Source organism: Allorhizobium paknamense (assembly GCF_030815125.1).
GTDB classification, from domain to species: Bacteria; Pseudomonadota; Alphaproteobacteria; order Rhizobiales; family Rhizobiaceae; genus Allorhizobium; species Allorhizobium paknamense.
The window spans coordinates 84,651-108,558 of the sequence record NZ_JAUSWH010000007.1 but is presented as its reverse complement, the minus strand read 5'-3'; the positions used below and the strand labels follow the sequence as shown (position 1 = coordinate 108,558).

The 23,908-nt window shown below is 61.5% G+C and carries 15 protein-coding genes; 3 read left to right on the top strand and 12 right to left on the bottom strand.

The genetic code is table 11. The annotated features are described in order from the left end of the window. Positions 1-96: 96 nt before the first annotated feature. Positions 97-711, bottom strand: a complete 615-nt coding sequence (locus tag QO005_RS12565; RefSeq protein ID WP_307158388.1) for an FMN-binding negative transcriptional regulator — start codon at positions 709-711, stop codon at positions 97-99. Further along, the gene (locus QO005_RS12560) at positions 711-1,337 is read right to left on the bottom strand and encodes an HAD family hydrolase (RefSeq protein WP_307158387.1); all 627 of its coding nucleotides are present in this window, start codon (positions 1,335-1,337) and stop codon (positions 711-713) included. Before QO005_RS12560 ends, QO005_RS12565 begins: the two co-directional genes overlap by 1 nt. A 100-nt stretch (positions 1,338-1,437) precedes the next feature. Here QO005_RS12560 and QO005_RS12555 point away from each other — a divergent pair, with 100 nt between their 5' ends. Next, a complete protein-coding gene (locus QO005_RS12555; protein WP_307158386.1) occupies positions 1,438-2,313 on the top strand; it encodes a LysR substrate-binding domain-containing protein in 876 nt (291 codons plus the stop codon). Between the two features lie 162 nt (positions 2,314-2,475). On the opposite strand, the gene QO005_RS12550 is transcribed toward QO005_RS12555, so the two are convergent. Then, positions 2,476-3,360, bottom strand: coding sequence for a methylated-DNA--[protein]-cysteine S-methyltransferase (locus QO005_RS12550; RefSeq protein WP_307158385.1), 885 nt, complete (start codon positions 3,358-3,360; stop codon positions 2,476-2,478). Positions 3,361-3,428: 68 nt separating this feature from the next. Beyond that, a complete protein-coding gene (locus tag QO005_RS12545; protein ID WP_307158384.1) occupies positions 3,429-3,911 on the bottom strand; it encodes a DUF2244 domain-containing protein in 483 nt (160 codons plus the stop codon). Positions 3,912-3,950: 39 nt separating this feature from the next. On the opposite strand from QO005_RS12545, the gene nth reads away from it, so the two are divergent. Continuing rightward, complete coding sequence (gene nth, locus QO005_RS12540) at positions 3,951-4,706, top strand: endonuclease III (protein WP_370878060.1); 756 nt, start codon at positions 3,951-3,953, stop codon at positions 4,704-4,706. Here nth and QO005_RS12535 read toward each other — a convergent pair. From QO005_RS12535 to QO005_RS12520, 4 genes are all read right to left on the bottom strand, one after another. Then, positions 4,677-5,405 (bottom strand): sulfate transporter family protein, encoded by a 729-nt coding sequence (locus QO005_RS12535; RefSeq protein WP_307158382.1) that lies wholly within the window; start codon positions 5,403-5,405, stop codon positions 4,677-4,679. The two genes, nth and QO005_RS12535, sit on opposite strands and share 30 nt — an antisense overlap. Before the next feature lie 163 nt (positions 5,406-5,568). Further along, complete coding sequence (locus QO005_RS12530) at positions 5,569-6,897, bottom strand: tetratricopeptide repeat protein (protein WP_307158381.1); 1,329 nt, start codon at positions 6,895-6,897, stop codon at positions 5,569-5,571. Then, positions 6,894-8,261, bottom strand: a complete 1,368-nt coding sequence (locus QO005_RS12525) for an HlyD family type I secretion periplasmic adaptor subunit (protein WP_307158380.1) — start codon at positions 8,259-8,261, stop codon at positions 6,894-6,896. The genes QO005_RS12530 and QO005_RS12525 overlap by 4 nt, the downstream gene beginning before the upstream one ends. Next, positions 8,233-10,443, bottom strand: a complete 2,211-nt coding sequence (locus tag QO005_RS12520) for a peptidase domain-containing ABC transporter (protein WP_307158379.1) — start codon at positions 10,441-10,443, stop codon at positions 8,233-8,235. Before QO005_RS12520 ends, QO005_RS12525 begins: the two co-directional genes overlap by 29 nt. Before the next feature lie 246 nt (positions 10,444-10,689). Here QO005_RS12520 and QO005_RS12515 point away from each other — a divergent pair, with 246 nt between their 5' ends. Beyond that, positions 10,690-11,892 (top strand): glycosyltransferase family 4 protein, encoded by a 1,203-nt coding sequence (locus QO005_RS12515; protein WP_307158378.1) that lies wholly within the window; start codon positions 10,690-10,692, stop codon positions 11,890-11,892. Between the two features lie 49 nt (positions 11,893-11,941). Here the strand turns inward: QO005_RS12515 and QO005_RS12510 are convergent, their stop codons facing one another. From QO005_RS12510 to QO005_RS12495, 4 genes are all read right to left on the bottom strand, one after another. Beyond that, on the bottom strand, positions 11,942-13,465 hold the full coding sequence (locus QO005_RS12510; RefSeq protein ID WP_307158377.1) for a tetratricopeptide repeat protein: 1,524 nt from the start codon (positions 13,463-13,465) through the stop codon (positions 11,942-11,944). Next, positions 13,455-18,482, bottom strand: a complete 5,028-nt coding sequence (locus tag QO005_RS12505; protein WP_307158376.1) for a tetratricopeptide repeat protein — start codon at positions 18,480-18,482, stop codon at positions 13,455-13,457. The genes QO005_RS12510 and QO005_RS12505 overlap by 11 nt, the downstream gene beginning before the upstream one ends. Positions 18,483-18,620: 138 nt before the next feature. Further along, complete coding sequence (locus QO005_RS12500) at positions 18,621-19,022, bottom strand: DUF6165 family protein (RefSeq protein WP_307158375.1); 402 nt, start codon at positions 19,020-19,022, stop codon at positions 18,621-18,623. A gap of 51 nt (positions 19,023-19,073) precedes the next feature. Next, positions 19,074-23,684 (bottom strand): beta strand repeat-containing protein, encoded by a 4,611-nt coding sequence (locus QO005_RS12495; RefSeq protein ID WP_307158374.1) that lies wholly within the window; start codon positions 23,682-23,684, stop codon positions 19,074-19,076. Between the last annotated feature and the right edge of the window lie 224 nt (positions 23,685-23,908).

Below are 23,908 nucleotides of genomic sequence, written 5' to 3'. Positions count from 1 at the left end.
GCCGCAAAACTTCCTATTCTGCGACGTCGCAAAAGTCAGGAAACAAGTATCGCTTTAACTGGGAATTTTGCGAGAGCACAATCGTCTCATCAATCATCAGCAATTCTTCTCTTTAACCCATTCAGCCAATCGGCGGTCATCCTTTGCATCTGATACGGCAAGGTTAGAAGCGACAGCAAGAGCGTCGATCTGAGGCTCATCCTGACCAAGCTTGGCCTTACCTCGGAGAGCCGTGATCCTGATCTCGAAGCCAACAATTGCTTGGATTCGTCGCGCGATGCCCGCCTCCGAAAGCTCCTGCATGGTCCACTGGTCAGTGTTACACGTCTCATAGCGCCGTGTCAGGCGTTCGATACAGTGTCCCATGGTTTCCGTGTCCTGCAGGGCAATAGTTCCTTCTGCCTCCACCAGCACATGGTACATGGTGGGGGCCATGTTTCTAGCCGGATACCAACGGGGGCTGACGTAGGCTCGGGGTCCCTGGAACAGCGCCAAAACACGGGCACCGTCACCAAGAGACATGGCTTGCGGATTGGCCCGTGCAATATGCCCTACCAGTGTTCCACAGTCGCCCCTTCGATCGAGAAGAAGAGGTGTCGCGGTTATCAAGGGTATTTCCGGACCATTATTAATCAGCAGTGCCCAGGGGTCCGCGTCAATCATATCAAGCGCTTCTTCAGAGGACATTTCCCAACATTGACGAAGAAGCATCAGAGGTACTCCAGCTGAAAACCGAACCGGGACAGTTCGCTTAGGAATCGATCAGGCGATGTAAAATGATGTGCGATTAGCCCGGCATTTCTCGCCCCGACGACATTTTCATTGAGGTCATCAACGAACAACGTTGCTTCTGGCGATATGCCAAATTCATCTAGGCAACGGCGAAAGCATTCTGTGTTCGGCTTGGCCGTCTTGAACCGAGCTGATGCGTAAATTTTAGAACCAAACAAGGGGCGAAGTTCCGGACACAGAAAATCCAAGTGGTCGGTGACCAGCTCCGTGTTGTTCGTCAAGATCGCGATCTCTACAGTGCAGCGCAGCCGATCGACAATTTCAAGCATCGCAGCATCGGGTTTGGTCGAAAAGCGGCGTGCGTCAAGCCATTCTTCAAGGCTCAAAGGGTAACCAATCCGATTGCCGAAAGCCTGCAGGTATTCCGCGCGCGACAAAGTTCCGCTGTCACCTAGGTGCTCGAACCCGTTGTCCCAAATCTCGCGACAGATGTCATCTACCTTGCCTCCGGAGAACTCGGACAAACGGGCGGCCCGTGAATGCCGGTCATATCCGTACAATACGTTGTCCATATCGAATAAGACGAGCTTGATCGCTTGCGACATTGGGGCTGCTCCGAAAGTTGCATTTGCTGTTTGATTACGGAAAAGAACAAGTGGCGACAAACGACAAAATTTGCCCTATATGCGTGAGGGGAATTCACGCATGACTTATCGTCGCCTGCCACCGTTGAACGCTGTACGCGCCTTTGTCGCGGCCGCCAGACATTTAAGCTTTACGCTCGCGGCCGCCGAGTTAGGCGTGACCCACGGCGCGGTCAGCCATCAGATCAAGCAGCTTGAGCAGCATTTGGGGGTCAGCCTTTTCACCAGAGGAGTTCGTCAGATCGCACTGACAGCTTCCGGCCAGGAGCTTTTCGCCGGCATGGCTCCAGCAATCGAGCTTATGGCGGCGACAGCGGCTGCCGTCGCGAAATCAGCTCCCGTCAAAGGTTTACGCATAAACGTTCGGGCCAGCTTCGCAGCTCGCTGGCTCATTCCGCAACTGCCGGCCTTCATCCGAGAGTTCCCGCATATATCGCCGCAAGTTATTACAAGTGACGTAGCTCCTGAACGACTTGGCCGAGATACCTTTGACATCATCATTCGCCGGACAAAAGCGGGATGGCCGATAGACCTTCAGCCGCGTGCCTTTCTTTCCGACTATGCTTCTGCGGTTGCAGCACCTTCCCTGATGCGAGCCCAACCTATCCGGCAGCTTGGAGATCTGAGGAAGCATGTCTTTCTCCACAGCGAGACCCGGAATGATGATTGGCAGCAGTGGTTGCGGTACGCAGAAGCAGAGGCGATAGCGCCAGCAGGCGAGATGCGGTTTGACCATCTAGATTTCGCGTTGCGAGCCGCTTCCGACGGGTTAGGAATAGCTATTGGCCCGACAACCTTAGTGGCTCACGACATAGCGGCCGGGCGACTGTGCCAAGTCTTTCCCGACATCAACCGCCCGCTCGATCCGTATCTGATCGCAACCAGCAATCGGTCCAACGTCGAAGCGATGGCTTTCATGGAATGGGTTTCATCTTAAACTTGATCGATATCGCATATTTCCTGACATTTGCGACAGTTCGACCGCACCTGAATTTCAAGGGAGATGTCTATCGCAAAAATCACAGTTTCCCGACCGATTTTTGCGACGGCGGATGGCCGGTCTGGGCAAAAGCAGACTTTCACCAACCCCATCCGCCACTCACCCCACACACCCAGCCTCCCATCCGAGCATCGCCCGCTTCCGTGTCAGCCCCCAGTGATACCCCGTGAGTGCGCCGCTTTTGCCCAGCGCCCGGTGACACGGCACCACGAAGGAAATCGGGTTGCGCCCGACCGCTGCTCCCACAGCGCGGCTGGCGGTGGGTTGGCCGATCTTTTGCGCGATGTCGGAATAGGTGACGGCGCGGCCGAGCGGGATTTGCAACAGGCTCTGCCAGACCCTCACCTGAAAATCCGAGCCGATCAGCACCACGCGCAAGGGCTGCTCGGCCTGCCAGTTGGAAGGGTCGAAAATCCGTTTCACATAGATCCCGGTTGCGGCGCGGTCTTCGACAAAATGGGCGAGCGGCCAGCGGCTGGCCATGTCGGCATAGCAGGCATTTTCTTCGCCGGGATCGCAAAAGCCGAGGCCGGCGAGGCCACGGTCGGTGATCATCACCAGCGCCTCTCCGAAGGGGGAGGAATGAAAGGCGTGGCGAATGGTGAGGCCCGCGCCTTTCGCTTTCCATTCGCCCGGCGACATCGCCTCGTGGCTGACGAACAGGTCATGCAGGCGCCCCGGTCCCGACAGGCCAAGCTCCAGCGCGGTTTCGAGCAGCGGCAGGCCATCCTGGCCCAGCAGGCGCTTGGCATGATCCAGCGTTACGGCTTGCAGAAAGGCTTTTGGCGATAGGCCAGCCCAGCGCGTGAAAGTCTTTTGCAATTGCGTCGGCGATTGGCCAAGCCGGGCGGCAATGGTTTCCAGCGCTGGCTGGTCGCGGTAATCGAGGGTCAGCATTTCGATCACCCGGCGCACGGTTTCGTAATCGCCGCCTCCGGGGGTGATGTCGGTGGTCGCATTTTGCAAGCGTGAAGCAAAGGACATGGCAATTTCTCCTTTGCCTTCAGAAAGCATGTTCTGATGGCGTCAACCACCCGTTTCTTGCGGTCTCTTCATATCCTCTGCGTGGCCGTTGCCAGCGCCTGTCGGAAGGCCTTTGCGAAGCTTTCGCGGTCATCGGGATTGAGGAAGGAGCCGATTTCCGTCTGCCTGCCCTGCCCATGGACCGTCATGGAGAGAATGCCGAATTCCTCGTGGCGGCGGACGAAAAAACGCGCCCAGAAGGGGTTCCAGAGAAATTCCGTCATCTTGCCGGAAGGGGTGAATTTGCGCACGGTCAATTGCTGGCGGGAGACGGTCACCTCTTCCCTTGCGCGGGCAGCGCGATAGTTCAGCCGGAAGGCGCCATAGAGCAGCAGGAAATCCAGCCCGAAGAAGAAGCCGATAGGCCAGGCGCCGGTGGTTAGGAAAAACAGCCCGTACAGTAGGCAGATCAGACCGGACAAGGCGAGCAGGATGCGGAAGCCCTTTCGTCCGAGCGAGCGATAGGGTACCAATTCGGCAGCAAAAATGGGCGGATCGGCAGTCTCATCCATGGCGCGTTTCTCCACACACCCTATTTGATAAGCATCAAAATGAAATCCAGCACCCAAACTGTCAAAAAGTCAAATTCGGCTGCGACAAAAAAGCCCGCAGGCCGCAGCGCCTATTCCAAGGCGGAGCTTGAGGAGATGTTTCGCCGTTTCTCCGTGCAGCGGCCGGAGCCGAAGGGCGAGCTTGAGCATGTAAACCCCTTCACGCTGGTGGTCGCGGTGGCGCTTTCGGCGCAGGCCACCGATGCGGGCGTCAACAAGGCCACGCGCGCGCTTTTTGCCGTGGCCGACACACCGGAAAAAATGCTGGCGCTGGGGGAGGAAAAGGTTCGCGATTATATCAAGACCATCGGCCTTTACCGCAACAAGGCGAAGAATGTCATCGCGCTCAGCCAGATGCTGGTGGACCGGTTCGGCGGCGAAGTGCCGAAAACCCGCGAAGAGCTTGTCATGCTGCCAGGGGTGGGCCGCAAGACGGCCAATGTGGTGATGTCCATGGCCTTCGGCATTCCCACCATGGCGGTGGATACGCATATTTTCCGCATTGGCAACCGCATCCGTCTGGCGCCGGGCAAGACGCCGGATGAGGTGGAGGACAAGCTGATGCGGATCATTCCCAAGCCCTATCTCTTTCACGCCCATCACTGGCTGATCCTGCATGGCCGCTATTGCTGCAAGGCCCGCAAACCCGAATGCGAACGCTGCGTGATTGCCGATCTCTGTCGTTCGCCGGAAAAGACCTGCAGCGTTCCGGCCCCTCTGGTGGAATTACCGCCGCAGCAGATCGGTCTCGAATGACGGGTCGCGTGCCGACAGCGCCTTATGCAAATGCACCATCAGCCCCGCTGCAAACAGTGGTGTCAGCAGGTTGACGATGGGGATGGCCAGAAAGGCGGCGATCAGCAGACCAGCCAGAAACACCGTACCGGAATGCTTGCGGCGGAAATCCAGCGCCTCTTCCCGGGGGCGAAGGCGCATGGCGGCAAATTCGAAGAATTCCCGCCCCAGCAGATAGCCGTTGACCAGAAAGAAGGCGATGAGGTTGACGCCCGGCAGGAAGAGCAGGAACAGCGCCACCAGATTGCCAAGGATCACCACGCCGAAAAACTTGATCGACGACAGGATGGCCTCGCCCAGAGGCATGGCGATGCCGGGCTTGTCCGTCGGGTAATCGCGCTTTTCAATCAGTTCCGCCACATCATCCAGAAAGAGCCCGGCAATGATGGCGGTGATCGGGGCGATCAGCAGCGCCAGCGCCAGCGCAAGACCGATGCTGGCGAGAATGCCGAGGAGCAGCATCAGCCAGCCAGCCCAATCCGGCGTGCCCGGCAGCATGCCGGAAAGCCAGGGCCAGATGGTGTAGAGAAAGAATTCGCGCAGCGAGAACCAGAGGCCGATCAGCGCCAGCAGCGAAAGGCCCAGCACCTTCCAGAAAACGGAACGGGTTTCACTGGCCAGCAGATTGCGAAGAGAAAGAGCAGCGGCGTCGAGGATCAAGGGTCACCTCATGGGGTTTCGGGGAAGCGAGGCTTCCTACCGCATAATTCCTTTAATCCTTTCCGATTTAAGGAATTATACGGTAGCCGACATCCATGTGGGAAAGAAGAGGCCCGGCTGCAAGGCCAGCCTCTCTGCGCCCCCGTCAATCAGGCCCTCCCGATCAGGCGACCTTGGCCACCTGCCGCTCGTCCAGCCGGGCGAGCATATCCTTGCAGACCGCATCCCCGGCCTCGGCCCCGACCGTCAATATATTGCGGGCCGTGTCCGGGTCAGCGGGATCGGCATAATAGGCGTGATATTCGCCAAGCACCGCGGAAGCTGCCAGTTCCCCCGCCTCCATGGCGGCTTCCAGGACCCGTTGAGCGCCGGCAAGGTCGACGGGACCACCAATGCCTTTCATGCGGAACCGGCCGAGATTGACCATGGCAATGGCATGCCCTTGCTCGGCGGCCATCTCGAACCACAGACGCGCCTGGGCAAGATCGGCCTCGCCTTCGCTACCGCCGCCGGTGGCGGCCACCACCGCCATCTGGAACTGAGCGGCGACGTCGCCCTTGAGGGCAGCCTTTTCCAGCCAAAGCAAGGCTTCCGTCGCGCTTTGCGCGACGTCGGCACCGTGGCGGTAGCGCTGTTCCAGTTCGCGGCAAGCCCGCTTGTCGCCCATGCGGGCCAGCGCGGTCAACCAGCGTATGCCCTTGGCGCGGTCGCGTCCGGGATGGGCAGGATCGAGATAGTATTTCGCCAGTTCCTCGATGGAGGCCTGATAGCCCTTGGCCGCAGCCGCCGTCAGAAGCTTCAGGGCACGCTCTTCGTTGGCAGTCGTGCCAAGCCCGTTCAGATATTGCAGGGCGAGATAATGGCGGGCGGTGCGGTTACCCGCCGCCGCGGCAAATTTGAAATAGGAAAAGGCCTGCTCATAATCGGCCGCACCCAGATGACCGCCAGCCAGAAGCGTGCCCACACCCAGATGCGCCCGCACATTACCGACAGCCAGCGCCGGTTCGTAACAATCCATCGCGGCCTGCGGATCGGCTTCACCGCCAATGCCGGAGGCAAGCAGATAGCCAGCCAGTGCCGAACCATCGGCATTGCCAGCCTCGTGAGCGGCCAGCGCATAGGTGCGGGCAAGCACAGGCTCACTGACCGTTTCAAGGGCCGCGCCGTAAAGACTGCGGCTGGCGGGCGTGGCGGGAAATTCCTGGCGGCTGGAGGCGAGATAGAGCCGGGCGGTCAGCGCCATGGCGGCGGGATGACCGGCATCGGCGGCAAAGCGCGCAAAACGCCGCGCCTCGGCCAGATCGGCAATCACACCCTTGCCCGCCTCGAACAGCCGGGCCAGTTCATAAGCCGCCCCGACATGGCCCCGGTCAGCGGCCTTTTTCAGAAGGGCCGCCGCCTTTGGCATCTTTTCCAGACCAAGCTGACGCAGGCCGTGACGGTAAAGCTGGTGGCGAAAGGCCTGCCGGGCCATGTCCCGAAGATCGATCATGGTTCGCGCAGCCCCTCGCCCACCGCCGGAATTGCCCGGTCGAACAGATAGGCCGCCACTGTCTGGTCGCCCACCACGATATCGGTCGTCAGCGTCATGCCGGGGATCAGCCGGAAATCGGCGGGCGTCACCTTGAGGCGCGGATCGGTGATGGTGATCTTGGCAATGTAGATGCTGCGGCTGTCGCTGCGGGTGTTATCGTCCGTCTTGCGAGAGACGGTGAGACTATCGCCACTGATCGCGCGCACCTCGCCCTTCAGCCCGCCATAGCGGCCATAGGGCCAGGCATCCAGCTTGATTTCCACCGGCTGGCCCACCTTGAGAAAGCCCTGGTCCTGGGTGGAAATCTCCGCCTCTACTTCAAGACGGGCGCTCTTCGGCACCAGCGTGAACATTTTCTGCGCCGTCTGCGCCACCGAGCCGATGGAAATCTCGCCGATCTGCAGGACCACGGCATCTTCCGGAGCCTTGAGTTCGATCAGATCATGGCGCTTGTCGGCCTTGTTGAGCTCCTCATTGGCGGCATTCAGCTGCACCTGCTGTTTGACGAGCTGGGCCATGGCATCGGAGCGCCATTGCTGGGCCTGATCCTCCATCTGCGCCTGCACGGACTGGATTTCATGGTCGCTGGCCGTGAGCTTGCCTTCCAGCTCGCGCATGGTTCCGGTCACTTCCAGCGTCCAGTCCCTGGCCTTCAGGGCATCGGCGCGGCTTGCAAATTTCTGCTGCACCAGCGCGCCCTTCATGGCCTCGCTTTCCTCACTGAGCTTCAACCGCTCGCGGTTTACGTCCAGTTCGGATTGCAATTGCGCCCGCGTTGTTTCAAGTGAAGCGATCTTGGCCTTGTAGCTCGCCATCGACGCCTCGTGCTGCGAGCGGCGGGCCTCGAAGAAGCGCCGCTGCAACAGGCCGAAACTGTCGCCCGGCTTTGCCTGATAATCACGACCGTCGATTTCCGCCTTCAGCCGCTCCACTTCCGCCGAAAGGCTTGCCACCTGACGGCTGACCGAGGTCTGGTCGGCCTGGGAGAAGGTCGGATCGAGCGTGGCGAGAAGCTGGCCTGCCTTCACCTCCTGCCCCTCGCGCACCAGGATTTCCCGGACGATCGAGGTTTCGATCGGCTGCACGACAATATGCGGGCTTTCCGAGGCGATGCGCCCCTTGGCCGTCACCACCCGCTCCACCGGCATCAGCACCGAAATGGCGATGGCGCTGGCGATCAGCGCCGCCACGGCGGCGATGGTGAGACGCGCCGAGCGCGGCGGAGCGCGATTGAGGATGGCAGCACTTTCGGAGAGAAATTCCGCCGTCGTGCGAACCGCGAAGCGGTGCTCGTCAGGCGACAGCGTTAAGGTCTTCGTCATGGCTCTTTCCGGAAATCAGGTGGCGGTTCTGCTGGTTCCACAGGTGGCGATAATCCGCCGACCGGCGCAGGAGATCGTGATGGGTGCCGCTATCCTTCAACTGGCCGCGATCCATGACCAGGATCTGGTCGCAATCGACCAGCGACGACAGCCGGTGGGAAATCATCAGCACGGTGCGGCCCCTGGCGATGCGCTTGAGATTGCGCATGATGATCGCCTCGCTCTCGGGATCGAGCGCACTGGTGGCCTCATCGAAGATCAGCACCGGCGGATCGGTGATCAGCGCCCGGGCAATGGCGAGCCGCTGGCGCTGGCCGCCGGAGAGATTGGCGGCATGCTCTTCCAGCATCGTGTCATAACCGCGCGGCAGCCGCTCGATAAACTCATCCGCGCCCGCCAGTTGCGCCGCCTCGATCATATCCTCAGGCGCGGCATCAGGCCGGGCAATGGTGATGTTCTCGCGGATGGTGCCCCGGAACAGGAAGCTGTCCTGCAAGACAACACCGATCTGGGTGCGCAGATGATAAAGATCGATTTCCTTCAACTCCACACCATCCAGCCGGATCAGGCCGGAGTAATTCTGGTGCAGGCCCTGCAACAGCCGGGTGATCGTGGTCTTGCCGGAGCCGCTGCGGCCCATGATGCCGACGAGGCTGCCCGGCTTGACGTGGAAATTGACGGCGTTCAACGCCGGCGACGGTACACCCGGATAAGCAAAGCGCACATCCTCGAAGGTGATGCGGCCCGAAAGCGTCGGGCGCACGCCGTTTTCCCGGCGGGCTTCCGGCTCGGCATTGATGACGGAGGCGATCTGGCGCAACGCGCCGCGTGCCTCTTCCATCTGCTGCATCATGCCCGCCATCTGCACCAGCGGCTGGGTGGCGCGCATGGCGATCATGGTGAAGGCCACCAGCGTCCCGGTCATCACCGTATGCTCGTCAACGATGACCAGATAGGCGCCGATCAGCAGCGAGCCGGCATAGATCAGCTTTTCCAGCGGCGCGAGCAGCGTCTGCGGCTGGTTGGCCAGCAGCGTCAGATCCGTCTGGCGGTTTACCGCTTCGGCAACCTTCTGGTCCCATTCGCGGCGCTTGCGGCCTTCCAGCGCCAGCGACTTGACGGTGCGGATACCGTTGATGGTTTCAATCAGCATGGAGGTCCGGCGATGTTCGCTGCCCATGACCTGGGCATAGGCGCGCCGTACCGGCCCGATATAGGCAAAGAGCACCAGCGCCATGATCGCCGCAAGGCCAAGCACCCAGAAGGTAAGGCCGGGGCTGAGCAGGAACATGGTGGGAATGAGCACCGCCAGCGACAGCATGTCCAGCACCGAGCCGAACAGCTGGCCGGTCACGAAACCGCGCAGACGCCGGGCCTCACCCAACCGGTGGACAATGCCGCCGGTGGCGTTCTGCTCGAAGAATTCAATCGGCAGGCGTGACAGGCGGTCGAAGATCAAGAGATTGAGCCGCACGTCGATCTTGGCGCTGACCACAGCGGTGACAGAGCGGCGCAGATAGCCGAGCGCCATGTCGAAGACCAGCACCACGGCAATGGCGAGCGCCATGACGGAGAGCGTCGAAAGCCGGTGATGCACCATCACCTTGTCGATCACCACCATGTAGAAGAGCGAGGGCACCAGCGCCAGAACGCCGAGCGACAGCGCGGCAATGACGATGTCGCGCACCAGACGTGCATCCTCCATCACCTGCCGGAACAGCCAGAGAAAACCGAATTCGTCTCGCTCGTCCGCCTCCGCCACCTGCCGTTTCAACAGCAGCACATGGCCGTTCCAGTTTTCCGACAGGCGCAGTTCGTCCACCACGACACGGGCGGCCTTCGGGTCGGCGGGATCGCGAAACACCATGCGCGGGGTTACCGCATCATCGACGAATTTTTCGAAGACGAGGAAGGAGCCGTCCTTCAGCTCGATCAGGGCCGAAACACCGGCCTCCATCTGGCTCAGGATCTTCCAGTTCAACCGGATCGGCTTGGCCTTCAGGCTATTGGCACCGGAAATCTCGGCCAGTTGCTGCAAGGACAGCGACGGCTCATTGCCATAGGTGCGGCAAAGCTCTTCCAGCGACAGCGAAAGCCCCAGGCTGCGGGCTGCAAGAGCCAATGCAGCAAGAGCGGACCCGGCCTGATTCTCCTCGACCAGATCCCTGTCTTCACCATTCATCGACACACCTCTTGATCCTCGCCAAACACCCCTTGGCGAATGTTCTCAGGTCAGTCCGAAGCCGCCTCATGCGGGCGTTCACGGACCCATTCCAGCCGACCGTAGAGGCCCAAGCTTTCGCGATGCTGGATTCCGGCACCCGCCACAACCATGAAGACAAGCGGCTCTATCCACAGGAGATACGCCACGGCGCCAGCGGAAGCGCTGTAAGCTTGATGGAGAAGCGAATCACCGAAGGATTGCCCGTTGAACTCCCATTCCCGACGGCCTGTCATTATTCACTGGGGTATTTCCAGCTTTTTCGGCTGGGGCATTTACGGCCTCAACCTAGCGCTCAACTGGTCGCAGGACCGGGACCTGGAGCCCGTCACCTCCTTTCCGCTTCAGGCCGACCAGATCGTCGTCGACCCGCTGCGGCGGCGGGCTTTAAACGGCTTTTTTGCCGCCTCCGCCGATCTTGCCCGCAAGATCGAGGCGGAAAGCGCCACGACGCTCACCGTCAACACGCCGCTTCTGGCCGGGCTTGGCAATGATTTCACCACCTCGCCGGGGCCGAAAGGCGTTCAGCTTTCCGGATCACCGACGCTGGGCGTGGTGTTTTTCGAACTGCCGCAGCTTTCCGAGGAGGCCAGGGCGCGGGCGCGCGGGTTGAAACTGGTGATCGCCGGATCGACCTGGAATGAGCGAATCATGCGTGCGCATGGACTTACCAATGTCACCACCGTCATTCAGGGCGTGGACCAGACGCTGTTTCACCCCGGCCCGCGACAGGGCGTGCTCTCAGACCGCTTCCTGGTGTTTTCCGGCGGCAAGCTTGAGCTTCGCAAGGGGCAGGATCTGGTGGTTGCGGCCTTTGCCCGCTTCGCCAAGCGCCATCCGGAAGCCTTGCTGGTGACCGCCTGGCACAGCCCCTGGCCGCAATTTGCGCTGACCCTGAACCGCTCTGGCAAGGCCGCCGCCATCGGCACCAATGACAAGGGCGTGATCGACCACGCCGCCTGGATTGCCGCCAATGACATCGATGCGCGGCAATTCCTTGATCTCGGCAGCGTGCCAAATGCGCTGATGCCGCCGATTCTGAGAGAAATGGATGTCGCGGTCTTCCCCAATCGCAGCGAGGGCGGCACCAATCTGGTGGCGATGGAATGCATGGCCTGCGGCGTGCCGACCATTCTTTCCGCCAATACCGGCCATCTGGACCTGATCGATGGCGGCAATTGCTATGCGTTGCAGGCGCAGGCCCCGGTGGCGGGTGAAGGTGCTGGCGTCGGCGATGTCGTCGGCTGGGGCGAAAGCAGTGTCGATGAGATTGAAGACGCACTGGAGCGCGCCTGGCGCGACCGCAACGATGCGAGACGGCGCGGCGAACGCGGCGCAGCAAAGCTCGCGGGTTTCACCTGGTCGCGCACGGCGGACCAGATGAAATCAATCATCAAGAGCTATATTTAGAGCGCTTTTCGATCTGATCGAATCAGATCGGCGCTCTAACTCTTTGTTTTTACGCATTTCCGGACGGAAAACCGGTTCCCACTTTTCCTGGAAATGCTCTAAAATAGCCCACCGCCTCGGCAATCGCCGAGGCGAAATCTCCCGGCTCCGGCTGGCGGAAAAGCCGCATGGCCGGATACCAGGGGCTGGTCTTTTCCCTCAACCCCCAGCGCCAGTCCGGCACGGCCTTCAGCAGAGCCAGCGACGGCACGCCAAGTGCGCCCGCCAGATGCAGCGGCGCGGTGCAGACCGAGACAAAGCCGGAGAGTTGACTGAGAATGGCCGCCGTATCGATAAAGGCATCCGGTCCGGCATCGAAATCCGGCCCGGGATATTCCAGCGTGAAATCCAGTCCCGCCACCCGATAACCGGATGGGGTATCCGCCGGTTCGATCTCTTCCGGCTCCAGTTTCTGCAAGGCCATCAGCCGCGCATGCCCGAGGCCTGCGAAGGGTTTGAGCGCCTCCGGCCCCTTGAGGCTCCGGCCCTTGTCGGAGGGAGAGAGCGGATTGCCACGCCAGACGAAACCGAACACAGGACGATCATTCCCGAGCGCCAGCTTTTGCCGCCACCGGGCAACGGAGTCTGGATCTGCCGCCAGATAGGCTTTTGCGCCGGGAATGCTGCCGAGGGTTAATTGCAGCCGGTGTGGCACACCCAGCAACGGCACCTGATAATCCACCTCGCCCGGCTCCGGATCGGCGGATTGCACGCGGTCGGCACCCGCCACATCCCGCAACAGCCGCAGAAGCTTGTCGGGCACTTGCAGGATCACCTCGCCGCCCAGCGATTTGACCAGCGGCAGAAGCTTCACGAACTGGATGGTATCGCCAAGTCCCTGTTCGGCATGAACCAGCAGGCGCTTGCCGGGAAAAGGCCGCCCGTCCCAATCGGTGATTTCGGTGTGGCGGGCGGTGGCCGGGAAACCTTCAGCCCGCCAGCGCCATTCATAGGCCTTGAAGCCACCGGCAAAATCCCCGGCGCGCAGCAGGTTCAGGCCGAGATTGTAGTGGGCCTCCGCCAGATCGGGATAAAGGGAAACGGCCTGACGCAATTGTCGGATGGCAGCCTCGGCCTCCCCCATTTCCGAGAGGACATTGCCGAGATTGTGGATGGCGATCCGGTTTTGCGGATCGAGCGCCAGCGCAGTGCGATAGGCGTCGGCGGCACCGGCGAGATCATTGCGGTTGGCAAGGCAAATGCCGATATGGGCATGCGCCTCGGCATTCTGCGGCTGAAGCTCTGCCGCCCGGCGGTAGGATTCCAGCGCGTCCGCCTCGCGCCCCGCCGCCGACAGCGCATTGCCGAGGTTGAACCAGATATCGGCATGGTCCGGGGCCAGCCTAAGCGCCCGGGCATACAGCGAAAGCGCCTCCGGCAGTTGCCCGAGCGACCGGCGGGCCGAGGCGAGAAGCCTGAGCGCATCTACCTGATCGGGATCTTCCGCCAGGATCTGCTCGTAGAGCAGGGCCGCATCGGCAAGAGCGCCGGCGCGGTGTTTTTCAAAGGCGTCCAGCAGCAGCTCATCCGTCATGACGGGCTCCCGTAAAATAGCGAAGCTCCGCCGCCGCAGCCTCGGCCACACCCGCCCAGTCGCCCGCACGCGACTGGCGGAAAAGCCTGAGGCCCGGATACCAGGGACTGTCCTGTCGCCCGGCCATCCAGCGCCAGTCGGCGCCATATTTGAGAAGTGCGAAGGTCGGCACGCCGAGCGAGGCGGCCAGATGCAGTGTCGAGGTGCAGGAGGAAATGACGAGATCGAGCGCGGAGATCGCGGCGGCGGTTTCGGCGAAATCGCCGAGATCGCGGCCCGGCAACTCCATGGCGGCGGCAAAATCCAGCCCCTTGACCTGTTCCAGCCCGTCCTTGAATTGCAGGGCGACCCAATGCACACCTTCCACCTTGAACAAAAGTTCCAGCGCCTTGAGCGGTGGCGAGCGGCCCTTGTCGGCCCGGGCATTGGGATTGCCCTGCCAGACCAGCCCGACACGCAGGCTTTCCCGATGGGCAAAGCGCGCCTCCCAGGCCGCCACCCGACGCGGGTCTGGCCGGAACATGGCCGGTGCGGGCAAGCTCTCCAGCGTAGTGCCAAGCACAAGCGGCAGGCTCAGCATCGGAATTTCAAGATCCGCATCGTCAACCGGGTCAATGCCCTGACGGCGGATGTCGATATTCGGCCAGCCGCGGGTGAGCAGCGCAAAAAGACCCACCAGCGGCTCGCGCACCTCCAGGATGACGAAGCCCACCCGGCTGATCGCCGGTCGCAGGAAGCGGGCAAACTGGATCTGGTCGCCGAGGCCCTGTTCGCCATGGATGAGAAGCCGCGCGCCGGGCGTCACCGCTCCATCCCAGCGCGGCATGGGCAGGCTGCGCGCCACCAGTTCCGCGCCGCGCCAGCGCGCTTCATAATCGGCAAAGCCTTGCGGCAAATGCCCGGCCATCAGATGCGCATGCGCCCTGTCAATGAGGGTTTCGGCATCCTCCGGCTCCAGCTCCAGCGCCCGGGTCAGGCACGCCACCGCCTCTTCGGGACGGCCCATTTCACGCAGCGCATTGCCTTTGCCGCGATGGGTCTTGGCAAGATCGGAGCGCAAGGCCAGCGAAGCATCGTAAGCCTCCAGCGCTTCCTCATGGCGATCGGTGTCACGCAGCAGATTGCCGAGCGTCATGAAGGCTTCCGCGCTGGGGCTGGACGCAAGGCTCTGACGCAGCAGGCCTTCGGCCTCGTCGATCCGGCCCAGATGCCGCAGCACAATGGAAAAATTGGTCTGGAAGGCGGGCGTTGCGAGGCCGAGCGACCGCGCCGCCTCCAGAAACAGCAAGGCGCGGGGGTAGTTGAGCTGCTCGATGGCAAGGCCGCCCAGCATATGCAAGGCCTCGGCCCGCACGGCCTCTTCGTGCAGCAGCGCGGCATAAGCTGCCTCGGCCTTGACCGTATCCCCGGCCATATGCGCCTGAATGGCAAGGGCCAGCCGCTTTTGCGGCTCGGAACGCGGCTGCACCTCGACCACCGGCTCCTCGGTGACGAACAGCATTGCCCGATCCCCGGCCACGAGGCGTTTCAGCGCTTCGGCCACGCGGTGAGCGGGTCCGGCAAAGGGTTCAGCCTCTTGCTCTCCCTCCACCCGGCGAAACAACCGGGAGCGCGGATACCAGGGACTGTCGGAACGGCCCCGCAGCCAGCGCCATTCGGCATGGGATTTGAGGATCACCCAGACCGGCTTGCCCAGCGCACCCGCCAGATGCGCCACCGCCGTATCGGAGGTAATGACGAGATCGAGGTTCATGATCAGCGCCGCCGTATCGACAAAGGCGTCCGGCCCCTCATCGAAGCCTTCCGGCGGTCGCTCCACCGCAAAGGAAACCTCTTCGATCTGCTCCTCGCCCGCGCCCTTCTGCAAGGCGATCAGCCGCACGCCCTCGATCCTGGCGAGCGGCGCCAGCACGCGCAGCGGATAGGAACGGCCCTTGTCCACCTGCGGATCGGGATTGCCCTGCCAGACGAGGCCAACCCGGAAGCCCGGCTTCTGCGACAGCCATTCCGCCCAGCGGGTGACGCATTCGGGCTCGGCGGCCAGATAGGCCGGAAAGGCCGGGATGGTTTGAACCCGCGTGCCGAAGCGCAGCGGCAGGCTCATCATGAAGATGTGATAGTCGAGCGGCGGCACGGGGTCGTTTTCGCAGACGATACCGTCCACACCGTCCATGCTGGCCATCAGCACCGCGATCTTGCGGCGGCAGCCAACCATGATCCGCGCCGCGCCGCGCTGCTTCAACAGCCGCACATAACGGACAAACTGAAAGGCATCGCCAAAGCCCTGTTCCGCCAGCACCAGAATGGATTTACCGGTCAGGTCCTCGCCCTGCCATTCGGGCAGGCGCACGCGGCTGCGGTCAATGCCCAGCGTCTCCACCTGGAACCGCCGTTCATAGAGCGGCAGGCCCTCTTCCAGACGGCCCTCGTTCATCAGCGCCATGCCAAGCGCCATTTCGGCATCGGCATAATGCGGGCGGATGGCGATGGCTTTGGTAAAAGCGTCCCGCGCCTCGCCCTCATAGCCGGCATCGAGCAAGCTGATGCCGAGGTTGCTCCAGGCTTCCGCATGGTTCGGCTGCATCTCCGTGCCACGCTTCTGGAAGAAGGCGGCGATCTCCGCCAGCCCGTGATTGCGCTCGGCAACGCCGAGATTGCTCCAGGCATCGGCATTGCCGGGTTCCAGTACCAGCGCCTTTTCCCAGGCACGGGCCGCCTCCTGTGGGGCCTTCTTCTTGAGGAGGATCGCCCCCAATTGCACGAGATGGGCCGCCGAGGCCGGTTCAATCCGGCAGGCGCGCCGCATGGCCTCTTCCGCCTCGTCAAACCGTCCGAGCGCCAGAGCCGCCCCGGCGAAAATCGAAAGCCCATGGGCGAAATTCGGATAGGCCTTGACCACCTGGCCTGCCCGGTGCAGGGCATCTTCCGCCCGGCCCTGGGCCGTCTCGCGCCGCGCCAGCGCCAGATGCGAGGGAACGTGATCGGGGTGAAAGGTCAGCGCATGCCTCAGCGCCCGAAGCCCGTCCGGGCCATGGCCTGCGGCATCCAGCGCAATGGCGAAATTGCTCCAGTGATCCGGCACATCCGGGCGCAGGGCCACCGAGCGGGCGGAAAAGGGCAAGGCCTGTCTGGCGGCCGAGGCACTGCGGCCACCCGCCTCCATGAAGGCCATGCCGAGCAGGTTCAGCACCCGCGCTTCTTCGAAGCGGACAGCCAGCAAATGCCGATAGAGCCTGACGGCAGCGGAAAAATCCCGCGCCTGATGCAGCCGGATCGCCTCGTTGAGCGTAGTTTCCGGCGCAGATGGGTCAATGTCTGCCAGCTTCGGAGCAGCCAGGAGGGCCTTCAATTCCTGCTGCACGGCCTGCATCACGCCTGCCCAATCCCCCGGCACCGTCTGACGGAAAAGGCGGAGGGTAGGATACCAGTCGGTCAGCAGCCCTTCCATGCCCCAGCGCCAGTCCGGCGCCTTGCGCAGCAAAAGCCAGACCGGACGGCCCAGCGCCCCGGCAAGATGCGCCACCGCCGTGTCGGAGGTGATGACAAGATCGAGGCTGAGGATCAGCGCCGCCGTATCGATAAAGGCATCCGGCCCGTCATCGAACGTTTCCGGCACACAGAGCGGCAAGGCTTGCCCAGAGACCTGATCAAGGGCCTCGCCCTTTTGCAGGGCAACCCAGCGGATCTCCTCGGAAAAACCCGCAAGTGGTGCGAAGGCTGAGAGCGGCAGCGAGCGTCCCGGCTCACCATAGGCCTTGGGATTGCCCTGCCAGCTGAGGCCAATACGCAAACGCCGCGGCGCATCCTCTGCCTCCAAGCCATCGAGCCAATCCTGCCAGCGATCAACGACACTCGCCTCGGCCTTCAGATAAGGCGTCTTTTCGCTGACTGTGTCAGGCGAAAGGTTCAACACGCCGGGAAGGGACAGAAGCGGCAGCCAGGCATCTGCGGCGGGCCAGTTGGCGCCATGCGGCAGCAGTTGGAACGGGCCGGTTTCATCCTGGAAAATCGAAAGGCTCGAAAGAAGCCGCAGCAATTGCGGCTGGCAGATGAAGATGATTTTGCCGGCGCGACCGGCAATGCGCGGCAAAAGCCGGACGAATTGCAAACTATCGCCCAGCCCCTGCTCGTGGAGGATAACGAGCGTGCCCTCACCCAGGTTTTCGCCCTGCCAGCGCGGGCTTTCGGAAAGGGCAGCGGGAAAGGGGATGCCGGTTGCCTCGGCGCGCAATTCATACTCGGCCCAGGCCTCGGTCCAGCGCCCGGCGAGAAGCCGCAGGCAAGCGCGGTTGAAGCGGTGCACCGGTTCAGGCCTTGCCTCGATCAGCCGGTTCAGCACCCGCTCCGCGAGCGAAAGTTCGCCCTTCAGGCGGAAGCAGGCGGCGAGATTATTGGCCGAACGCTCATGCAGCGGATCGAGCCGCAAGGCCTCGCCATAGGCGCCGATGGCCTCCTCGATCCTCTGGCTCTTTTGCAGGAGAACACCGAGATTATAGAAGCTCTCGACCTCTGGACGGAGCGCAATGGCCTGCCGGAGATGGGCTTCTCCCGCCTCCCACTCCCCAAGTTCCATGAGGATCACCCCCATCTGGCCAAGAGCCGCCGGATCGTCAGGACGCAAATCCAGCGCCTCGCGGCAGATGGAGCGAGCCTCTTCCCAGCGGTTAAGCGCCGTCAGCGCCAGCACGAGATTGAGCCGTGCCCCCACGCTCTCCGGCTCCAGTTCGATCGCCTGCCGGGCATGGCCAGCGGCCTCTTCGGGAGCCTGCACCGCCATCAGCGCCAGCGCCATGTTCTGATGCACCCCGGCCTGACCGGGGCTCAACGTCACCGCCTGTTCGAAAAAGGGCAAGGCATCGGCGGAACGGCCGCTGAGATGCAGGCACAATCCGAGATAGTGGCAGACATCCGGATTGTCCGGCTCCTGCCGATGGAGCGCCTCGAGCCTTGCGAGCGCTTCGTCCAGCCGCCCACCGGCAATCAGCGCGCGGCAGTCGGCGATCATTTGCGTCGTCATAACGCCTTCCCCCCAGATGCCGAGCCATGTGCGGCGGCACTATGCGCCTGATACGAACGGTCATTGAAAATGACCGTTCGTATTCCCTTTTCGAATATCTCAAGGCGAGGATGCGTCAGCATCTTCGATGCCTTGGTATCAGGCGTTTACGGCCTCGGCGGCATAGGGCTTGTAGGATTTTTCCTCAATGATCCCGGAGCCAAGCTCGACATTGATCTGGCGCTTCAGCTCGGCGCGCCGGTCATTGGTGATATAGACCGAGCGGGCAAGTTCCACGAAGCGGCTGCCGAAATCGCCTTCGCGCTCGCAATCGCGGATATCGTCCTCGATCTCCCAAAGCGCGGTGTTGACCGCCTTGAGATCGCCCATGACCGCGCCGACGCCCGGATGGGCGGCGACCGGCTGGAGGCGTTCGGTCAGAAGCGCGAGTTCGCGCTCCACATTGGCGCGCTTGCCAGCATCGGCAATGCGCTCTACCTTGATCTGCAGGATGGTGATCTTGTCGATCAGTTCACCCCAGGAGACCGGAACTTCAATCATTGCAGTTCTCCGATTCGTCTGGACCGAAAGTAGATGGCCGCGCGGCAGCCATCAACTCCAGCGGAAGTCACTTGCAGACATGTTGTCGGCGGTTTTCCCCGACAAAGTCATCTGCATGTCGACGGTGCCGTCACCATTGGTGTCGATATAGAGGGTCGCGGTGTCGTTGACGAAATAAGCCTGCGAATTTCCGGAGGCCGACAGCGTCGTGGACGTCCCCAGATAGGAGAAGGTACCGCTGAGCAGGCCAGAGAAGACCAGCTTGTCCTCACCATTGACGAAATCGGTGATCTTGTCGGGGTTTGACGTCGACGAGGTCGACGTCGAGGTGAAGGTAAAGAGATCCGAACCGGACCCGCCCGTCACCGTATCGGAGCCCGTGGACATATAGATCGTGTCATTGCCGGTGCCGAGGTCGACGGTCGTGTTGGTGCTGCCGGAGAGCACGATGTAATCGGCCCCCGTGCTGCCGGTGATATATTCGACATTGACGGTGGTGAGCGTCGAGGCCGAACCGAGCGTCAGGTGGTCTTCCCCGCTGCCCAGGTCGATGGCGACGCCGGTATACTGGCCGGAAATGGTGATGTTGTCGTCATAGGCGGAGCCGACCAGGGTTTCCACGCTGGAGACGGTGGCCGTGGCCGCCTTCTCGAAGCTCAGATAGTCGGAGCCGGTCCCCAGGAAGAACTGGCCGTTGGAAATCTCCGTATCCTTGACGTAGATGACGTCGGAGTTGGAGCCGCCGGTGATGGATTCGACGTTATAGACGCTCACCGTATTGGTGTAATTGCCCAGAACCAGCGTGTCCGTACCGTCGCCGAGATTGATCTCGATGCCGGTCGCCGCCTCGCCGATCGTGACCTTGTCGGCGCCCGAACCGCCGGTAATGGTCTCGACGCCCAGAATGGTGACCGTGCTGGAAGACGTTGCGAGCTTGACCTCGTCCTTACCGGCCCCCAGCGAGAGGTAACCCGCGTAGGTATCGCTGTTGATGGCGATGTAATCGTCATAGGACTGGCCGATAATGGTTTCGGCATTGGCCACCGTCACCGTGTTGGCCGCATTGGCCAGCGTCAGCTTGTCGGAACCGTCACCCAGATCGATATAGCCGCTGACCCATTGGGTGGCGAGTGTAATGACATCGGCATTCGAGCCGCCGGAAATCGTTTCGACATTGGAAAGAGTCGCCGTCAGGCCCGAACTCCACAGCAGCGTGTCCTGGCCGTCGCCAAGGTCGATCACCGCGCCGCCGAGCGACCCGCTGATCGTCAGCCGGTCGTCCGCGGAAGAACCGGTAATCGTCTCGGTATTGGCAACCGTGACCGTGGCTGCACTGGCGCCGAAGATCAACTGGTCATTGCCGCTGCCGAGATCGATGGTGCCGCCGGTATAGGTGCCGGACAGATAGACCGTATCCTGCAGGGAACCGCCGGTGACGGTTTCGACATTCTGTACCGTCACGGTGTTGTTGGAAGAAGACAGCACCAGGGCGTCGCTGCCCGCGTTGAGATCGATGAAGCCGCCGGTAATCTGCTGGCCCATGGTGATGACGTCCGCACCGACGTCACCCAGGATGGATTCGATGGAATAGACGGTGAGCGTGCCGCCAGAAGCCGACATCTTGACCGTATCGGTCCCATTACCAAGGTTGAGCGTACCGCCCGTTACGGCGTCGGCAAATTCCACATAATCGTCACCTGCGCCGCCGGTTACGGTTTCCACGCCGGAAACGGTGACGGAATTGCCACTGTCGGAGAGGATGACCGCATCATTGCCAGCCCCGAGCGAGATATAGGCCGAGGCCCCGGAAGCAAGCGTGATGACGTCCTTCGAGGCCCCGCCTATGACGGTTTCAACGCCGGAAATGGTGGCCGTACCTCCGAAGTCGCCAATATTGAAGATGTCATTGCCGGCCCCGAGCGAAATGGTGCCACCTGTCATGTAGGCCGAGAGCGTGATGATGTCGTCCATGGCCGAACCGACAATCGTCTCGATATTGGCGACGGTGACCGTGCCGCCATCCGCAGCGAGCGTGAGGGAATCAAGCCCGTTGCCAAGATTGATGGTCATGCCAGTGGTGGCGGTGCCAAGCGTGATGACGTCGGAATTGGTGCCCCCCGTCACCGTCTCGACATTCGAGAGCGTGGCGGTATTGGCGTAGTTGGCGAAAGTGACGACATCCGTGCCATCGCCCAGATCGATGGTGACACCGGTGACAGACGCATTGAAAAGAATGGTTTCGCTGCTGGTGCCGCCGATAATGGTTTCGATGTTGACGGCTGTGACGGTGCCGCCATTGTCGAGGAATTTCAGCGTGTCGTTGCCCGCGCCGAGGTCGATCAGCGCCGTTGCGGTGGGCGTATCGATGACGACCACATCTGTGCCTGAACCGCCGGTGACGGTTTCGACATTCGAGATGGTGATCAGGTTCTGGCTGCCAGAGGCAACATCGGCCATGACAATGGCATCATTGCCATCACCGAGATCAACATCGCCTGCGAAAGCACTGGTCAGAACGATCTTCTGGACACCGGTGCCGCCCACCAGCGTTTCCACATTGGCAACGGAAATAGTGCCGGTGCCGCTCATCGTCAGCGTATCGTTGCCGGCGCCGAGATCGACGTAGCCGGCCGTCACCGTGCCGGAAAGCGTAACGACATCATCGGCAGCGCCGCCGATCACCGTCTCGATATTGGCAGCCGTCAGCGTGCCGCCCTCATCGCTCAGCGTGAGCTTGTCGAGGCCCTTGCCAAGGTCGATGGTGCCGCCGGTGATGGCGGTGCCAAGGGTAATCACATCGCTCGAGGAACCCGCCGTGATGGTCTCTGCATTCAGAATGGTGGCGGTATTGTTGTAATTGCCGAAAGTGACGCTGTCGCTGCCTTCGCCGAGGTCGATATAGACCCCCTGCGCGGCACGGTCGAACTTGATCACATCGGTGCCGTCGTCCCCCATGATGGTTTCGACATTGCGCACGGTCACGGTGCCGCCATTGAGGATGGTCAGCATGTCGTTGCCGGCATCGAGGTCAATAAAGGCGCCAGCGGTTGCACTGGTGATATAGACCTGATCGCTCCCGGAATTGCCGAGCACGGTTTCGACGGCAGCGACAGAGACGGTGTTGTCGAAGGCCGACAGCAACAGCTTGTCATTACCCGAGCCGAGCGAGATCAGATTGCCGGTGGCCTGGGAGCCAAACAGAATGATCTCACTGCTCGACGTGCCGAGAATGGTCTCGACATTCAGGATCGTCATGGTTTTGCCGGTGCCGGTGATACTCAAAGTATCATCGCCGTCGCCAAGATCGATATAGGTTGCCGAGGTGGAGGCGCTGAAGGTGATGGTATCGTCACCGGCGCCGCCAATCAGGGTTTCCACGCCGCTGACGATAATGGTGTTGGTGCCATCGGCCAGCGTCAGCTTGTCCATGCCGGTGGAAAGGTTGATAGTGCCCTTGGTCAGTTCCGTGGTCAGCGTGATGATATCGCTGGAGGCATTGCCGGTGATGGTTTCGACATTGGCGAAGGTTACGGTGTTGTTGTACTTGGCCAGCGTCACGCGGTCGCCGTCGTCGCCGAGATCGATCAGACCGCCGGTGATCTGCGTCTGGTAGATCAGATATTCCTTGGTGGAACTGCCGACGACGTTTTCGACGTTCTTGAGCGTCGCCGTGCCGCCTTTTTCGCTGAAGACCAGCGTGTCATTGCCTGCCCCAAGGTCGATCAGGCCGCCCGACTGGGCCTCCTGCAGATAGATCGTATCACTGCCGGAACCGCCATAGACGGTTTCGGTGCCGTAAAGGCTGACGGTGTTGGTGAAGTCACCCAGAACCAGCGTATCCTTGCCGTTGCCAAGCGAAATATAACCCCCGGTAAAAGCAGTGCCGAGGATGACATAATCATTGCTGGTGCTGCCGACGATGCTTTCCGCGTTCAGGATCGTCAGCTTGTTGGCATAGGCAGAGAGTACCACAGTGTCACTGCCAGCACCCGCATCCACATAGGCATTGGACGCCTTGGTGCCTAAGACGATGCGGTCATCGCCGCTGCCGGCCACGATGGTTTCCGTATTGGCCACATAGACGGTGCCGCCGCCATCGCCGAGATTGACATAGTCATTGCCGGTGCCGAGGTCGACGCGGCGCGAGGTCTCGCTGTCCTCATTGATCATGTAGACAACGTCGGACTTGGTCGCGCCCGTCACCGTTTCCACATTCACCAGCGTCAACTGGTTGTCGAATTTGCCGAGCGCCACGCGGTCGGTGCCGTCGCCGAGGTCGATATAATTGCCGAGCGCCTGGGCCGAAAAGGTGATGTAGTCGTTGGTGGCGCCGCCGGTGATCGTTTCGATATTCGCGACCGTCGCCGTGCCGCCGTAATCCGAAAGGTAGAGCGCGTCATTGCCGCTCCCCAGGTTGATGCTGCCGGAGGTCAGAGCCGTATCGTAATAGAGGATATCGCTGCTTGCGCCGCCCAGAACGGATTCGACATTCGACAGCGTCAGATTGTTGGCGTAATCGGCCAGTGTCAGGCGGTCATATCCTGCACCGAGGTTGAGCGAAACATTGTTCGCCTGTCCCGTCAGGATGACGACATCCGCCGTATTGGTGCCGCTGACGCCTTCGAGAGACGAGACGGTAGTCGTGGTCGCGCTGGTAGCCACAGCAAATCCCCATTTCGATTTTGACGACAAAGGTCGCCAAGACTGACATGGCCGAAGACATTCGACCGGCGATCATTCGGGAACTTACGGATCGAAACTGTTGCGAAACTTGCGTGCGGGAGATTTTCCACGAAAGATTGCACGCGCCGGATACCGGCAGACCGGTTCCATCTCAAGGCCTGCAAGGGCCTTGGCAAATCAGGACGTGCTAAGAAAAAGGCGAG

Excerpts from the sequence above, each read along its gene's own strand:
- nth (WP_370878060.1), top strand. The coding sequence starts at position 3,951 with ATGAAATCCAGCACCCAAACTGTCAAAAAGTCAAATTCGGCTGCGACA.
- QO005_RS12545 (WP_307158384.1), bottom strand. The coding sequence starts at position 3,911 with ATGGATGAGACTGCCGATCCGCCCATTTTTGCTGCCGAATTGGTACCC.
- QO005_RS12560 (WP_307158387.1), bottom strand. The coding sequence starts at position 1,337 with ATGTCGCAAGCGATCAAGCTCGTCTTATTCGATATGGACAACGTATTG.
- QO005_RS12525 (WP_307158380.1), bottom strand. The coding sequence starts at position 8,261 with ATGACGAAGACCTTAACGCTGTCGCCTGACGAGCACCGCTTCGCGGTT.
- QO005_RS12550 (WP_307158385.1), bottom strand. The coding sequence starts at position 3,360 with ATGTCCTTTGCTTCACGCTTGCAAAATGCGACCACCGACATCACCCCC.
- QO005_RS12500 (WP_307158375.1), bottom strand. The coding sequence starts at position 19,022 with ATGATTGAAGTTCCGGTCTCCTGGGGTGAACTGATCGACAAGATCACC.
- QO005_RS12510 (WP_307158377.1), bottom strand. The coding sequence starts at position 13,465 with ATGACGGATGAGCTGCTGCTGGACGCCTTTGAAAAACACCGCGCCGGC.
- QO005_RS12555 (WP_307158386.1), top strand. The coding sequence starts at position 1,438 with ATGACTTATCGTCGCCTGCCACCGTTGAACGCTGTACGCGCCTTTGTC.
- QO005_RS12565 (WP_307158388.1), bottom strand. The coding sequence starts at position 711 with ATGCTTCTTCGTCAATGTTGGGAAATGTCCTCTGAAGAAGCGCTTGAT.
- QO005_RS12520 (WP_307158379.1), bottom strand. The coding sequence starts at position 10,443 with ATGAATGGTGAAGACAGGGATCTGGTCGAGGAGAATCAGGCCGGGTCC.
- QO005_RS12505 (WP_307158376.1), bottom strand. The coding sequence starts at position 18,482 with ATGACGACGCAAATGATCGCCGACTGCCGCGCGCTGATTGCCGGTGGG.
- QO005_RS12530 (WP_307158381.1), bottom strand. The coding sequence starts at position 6,897 with ATGATCGATCTTCGGGACATGGCCCGGCAGGCCTTTCGCCACCAGCTT.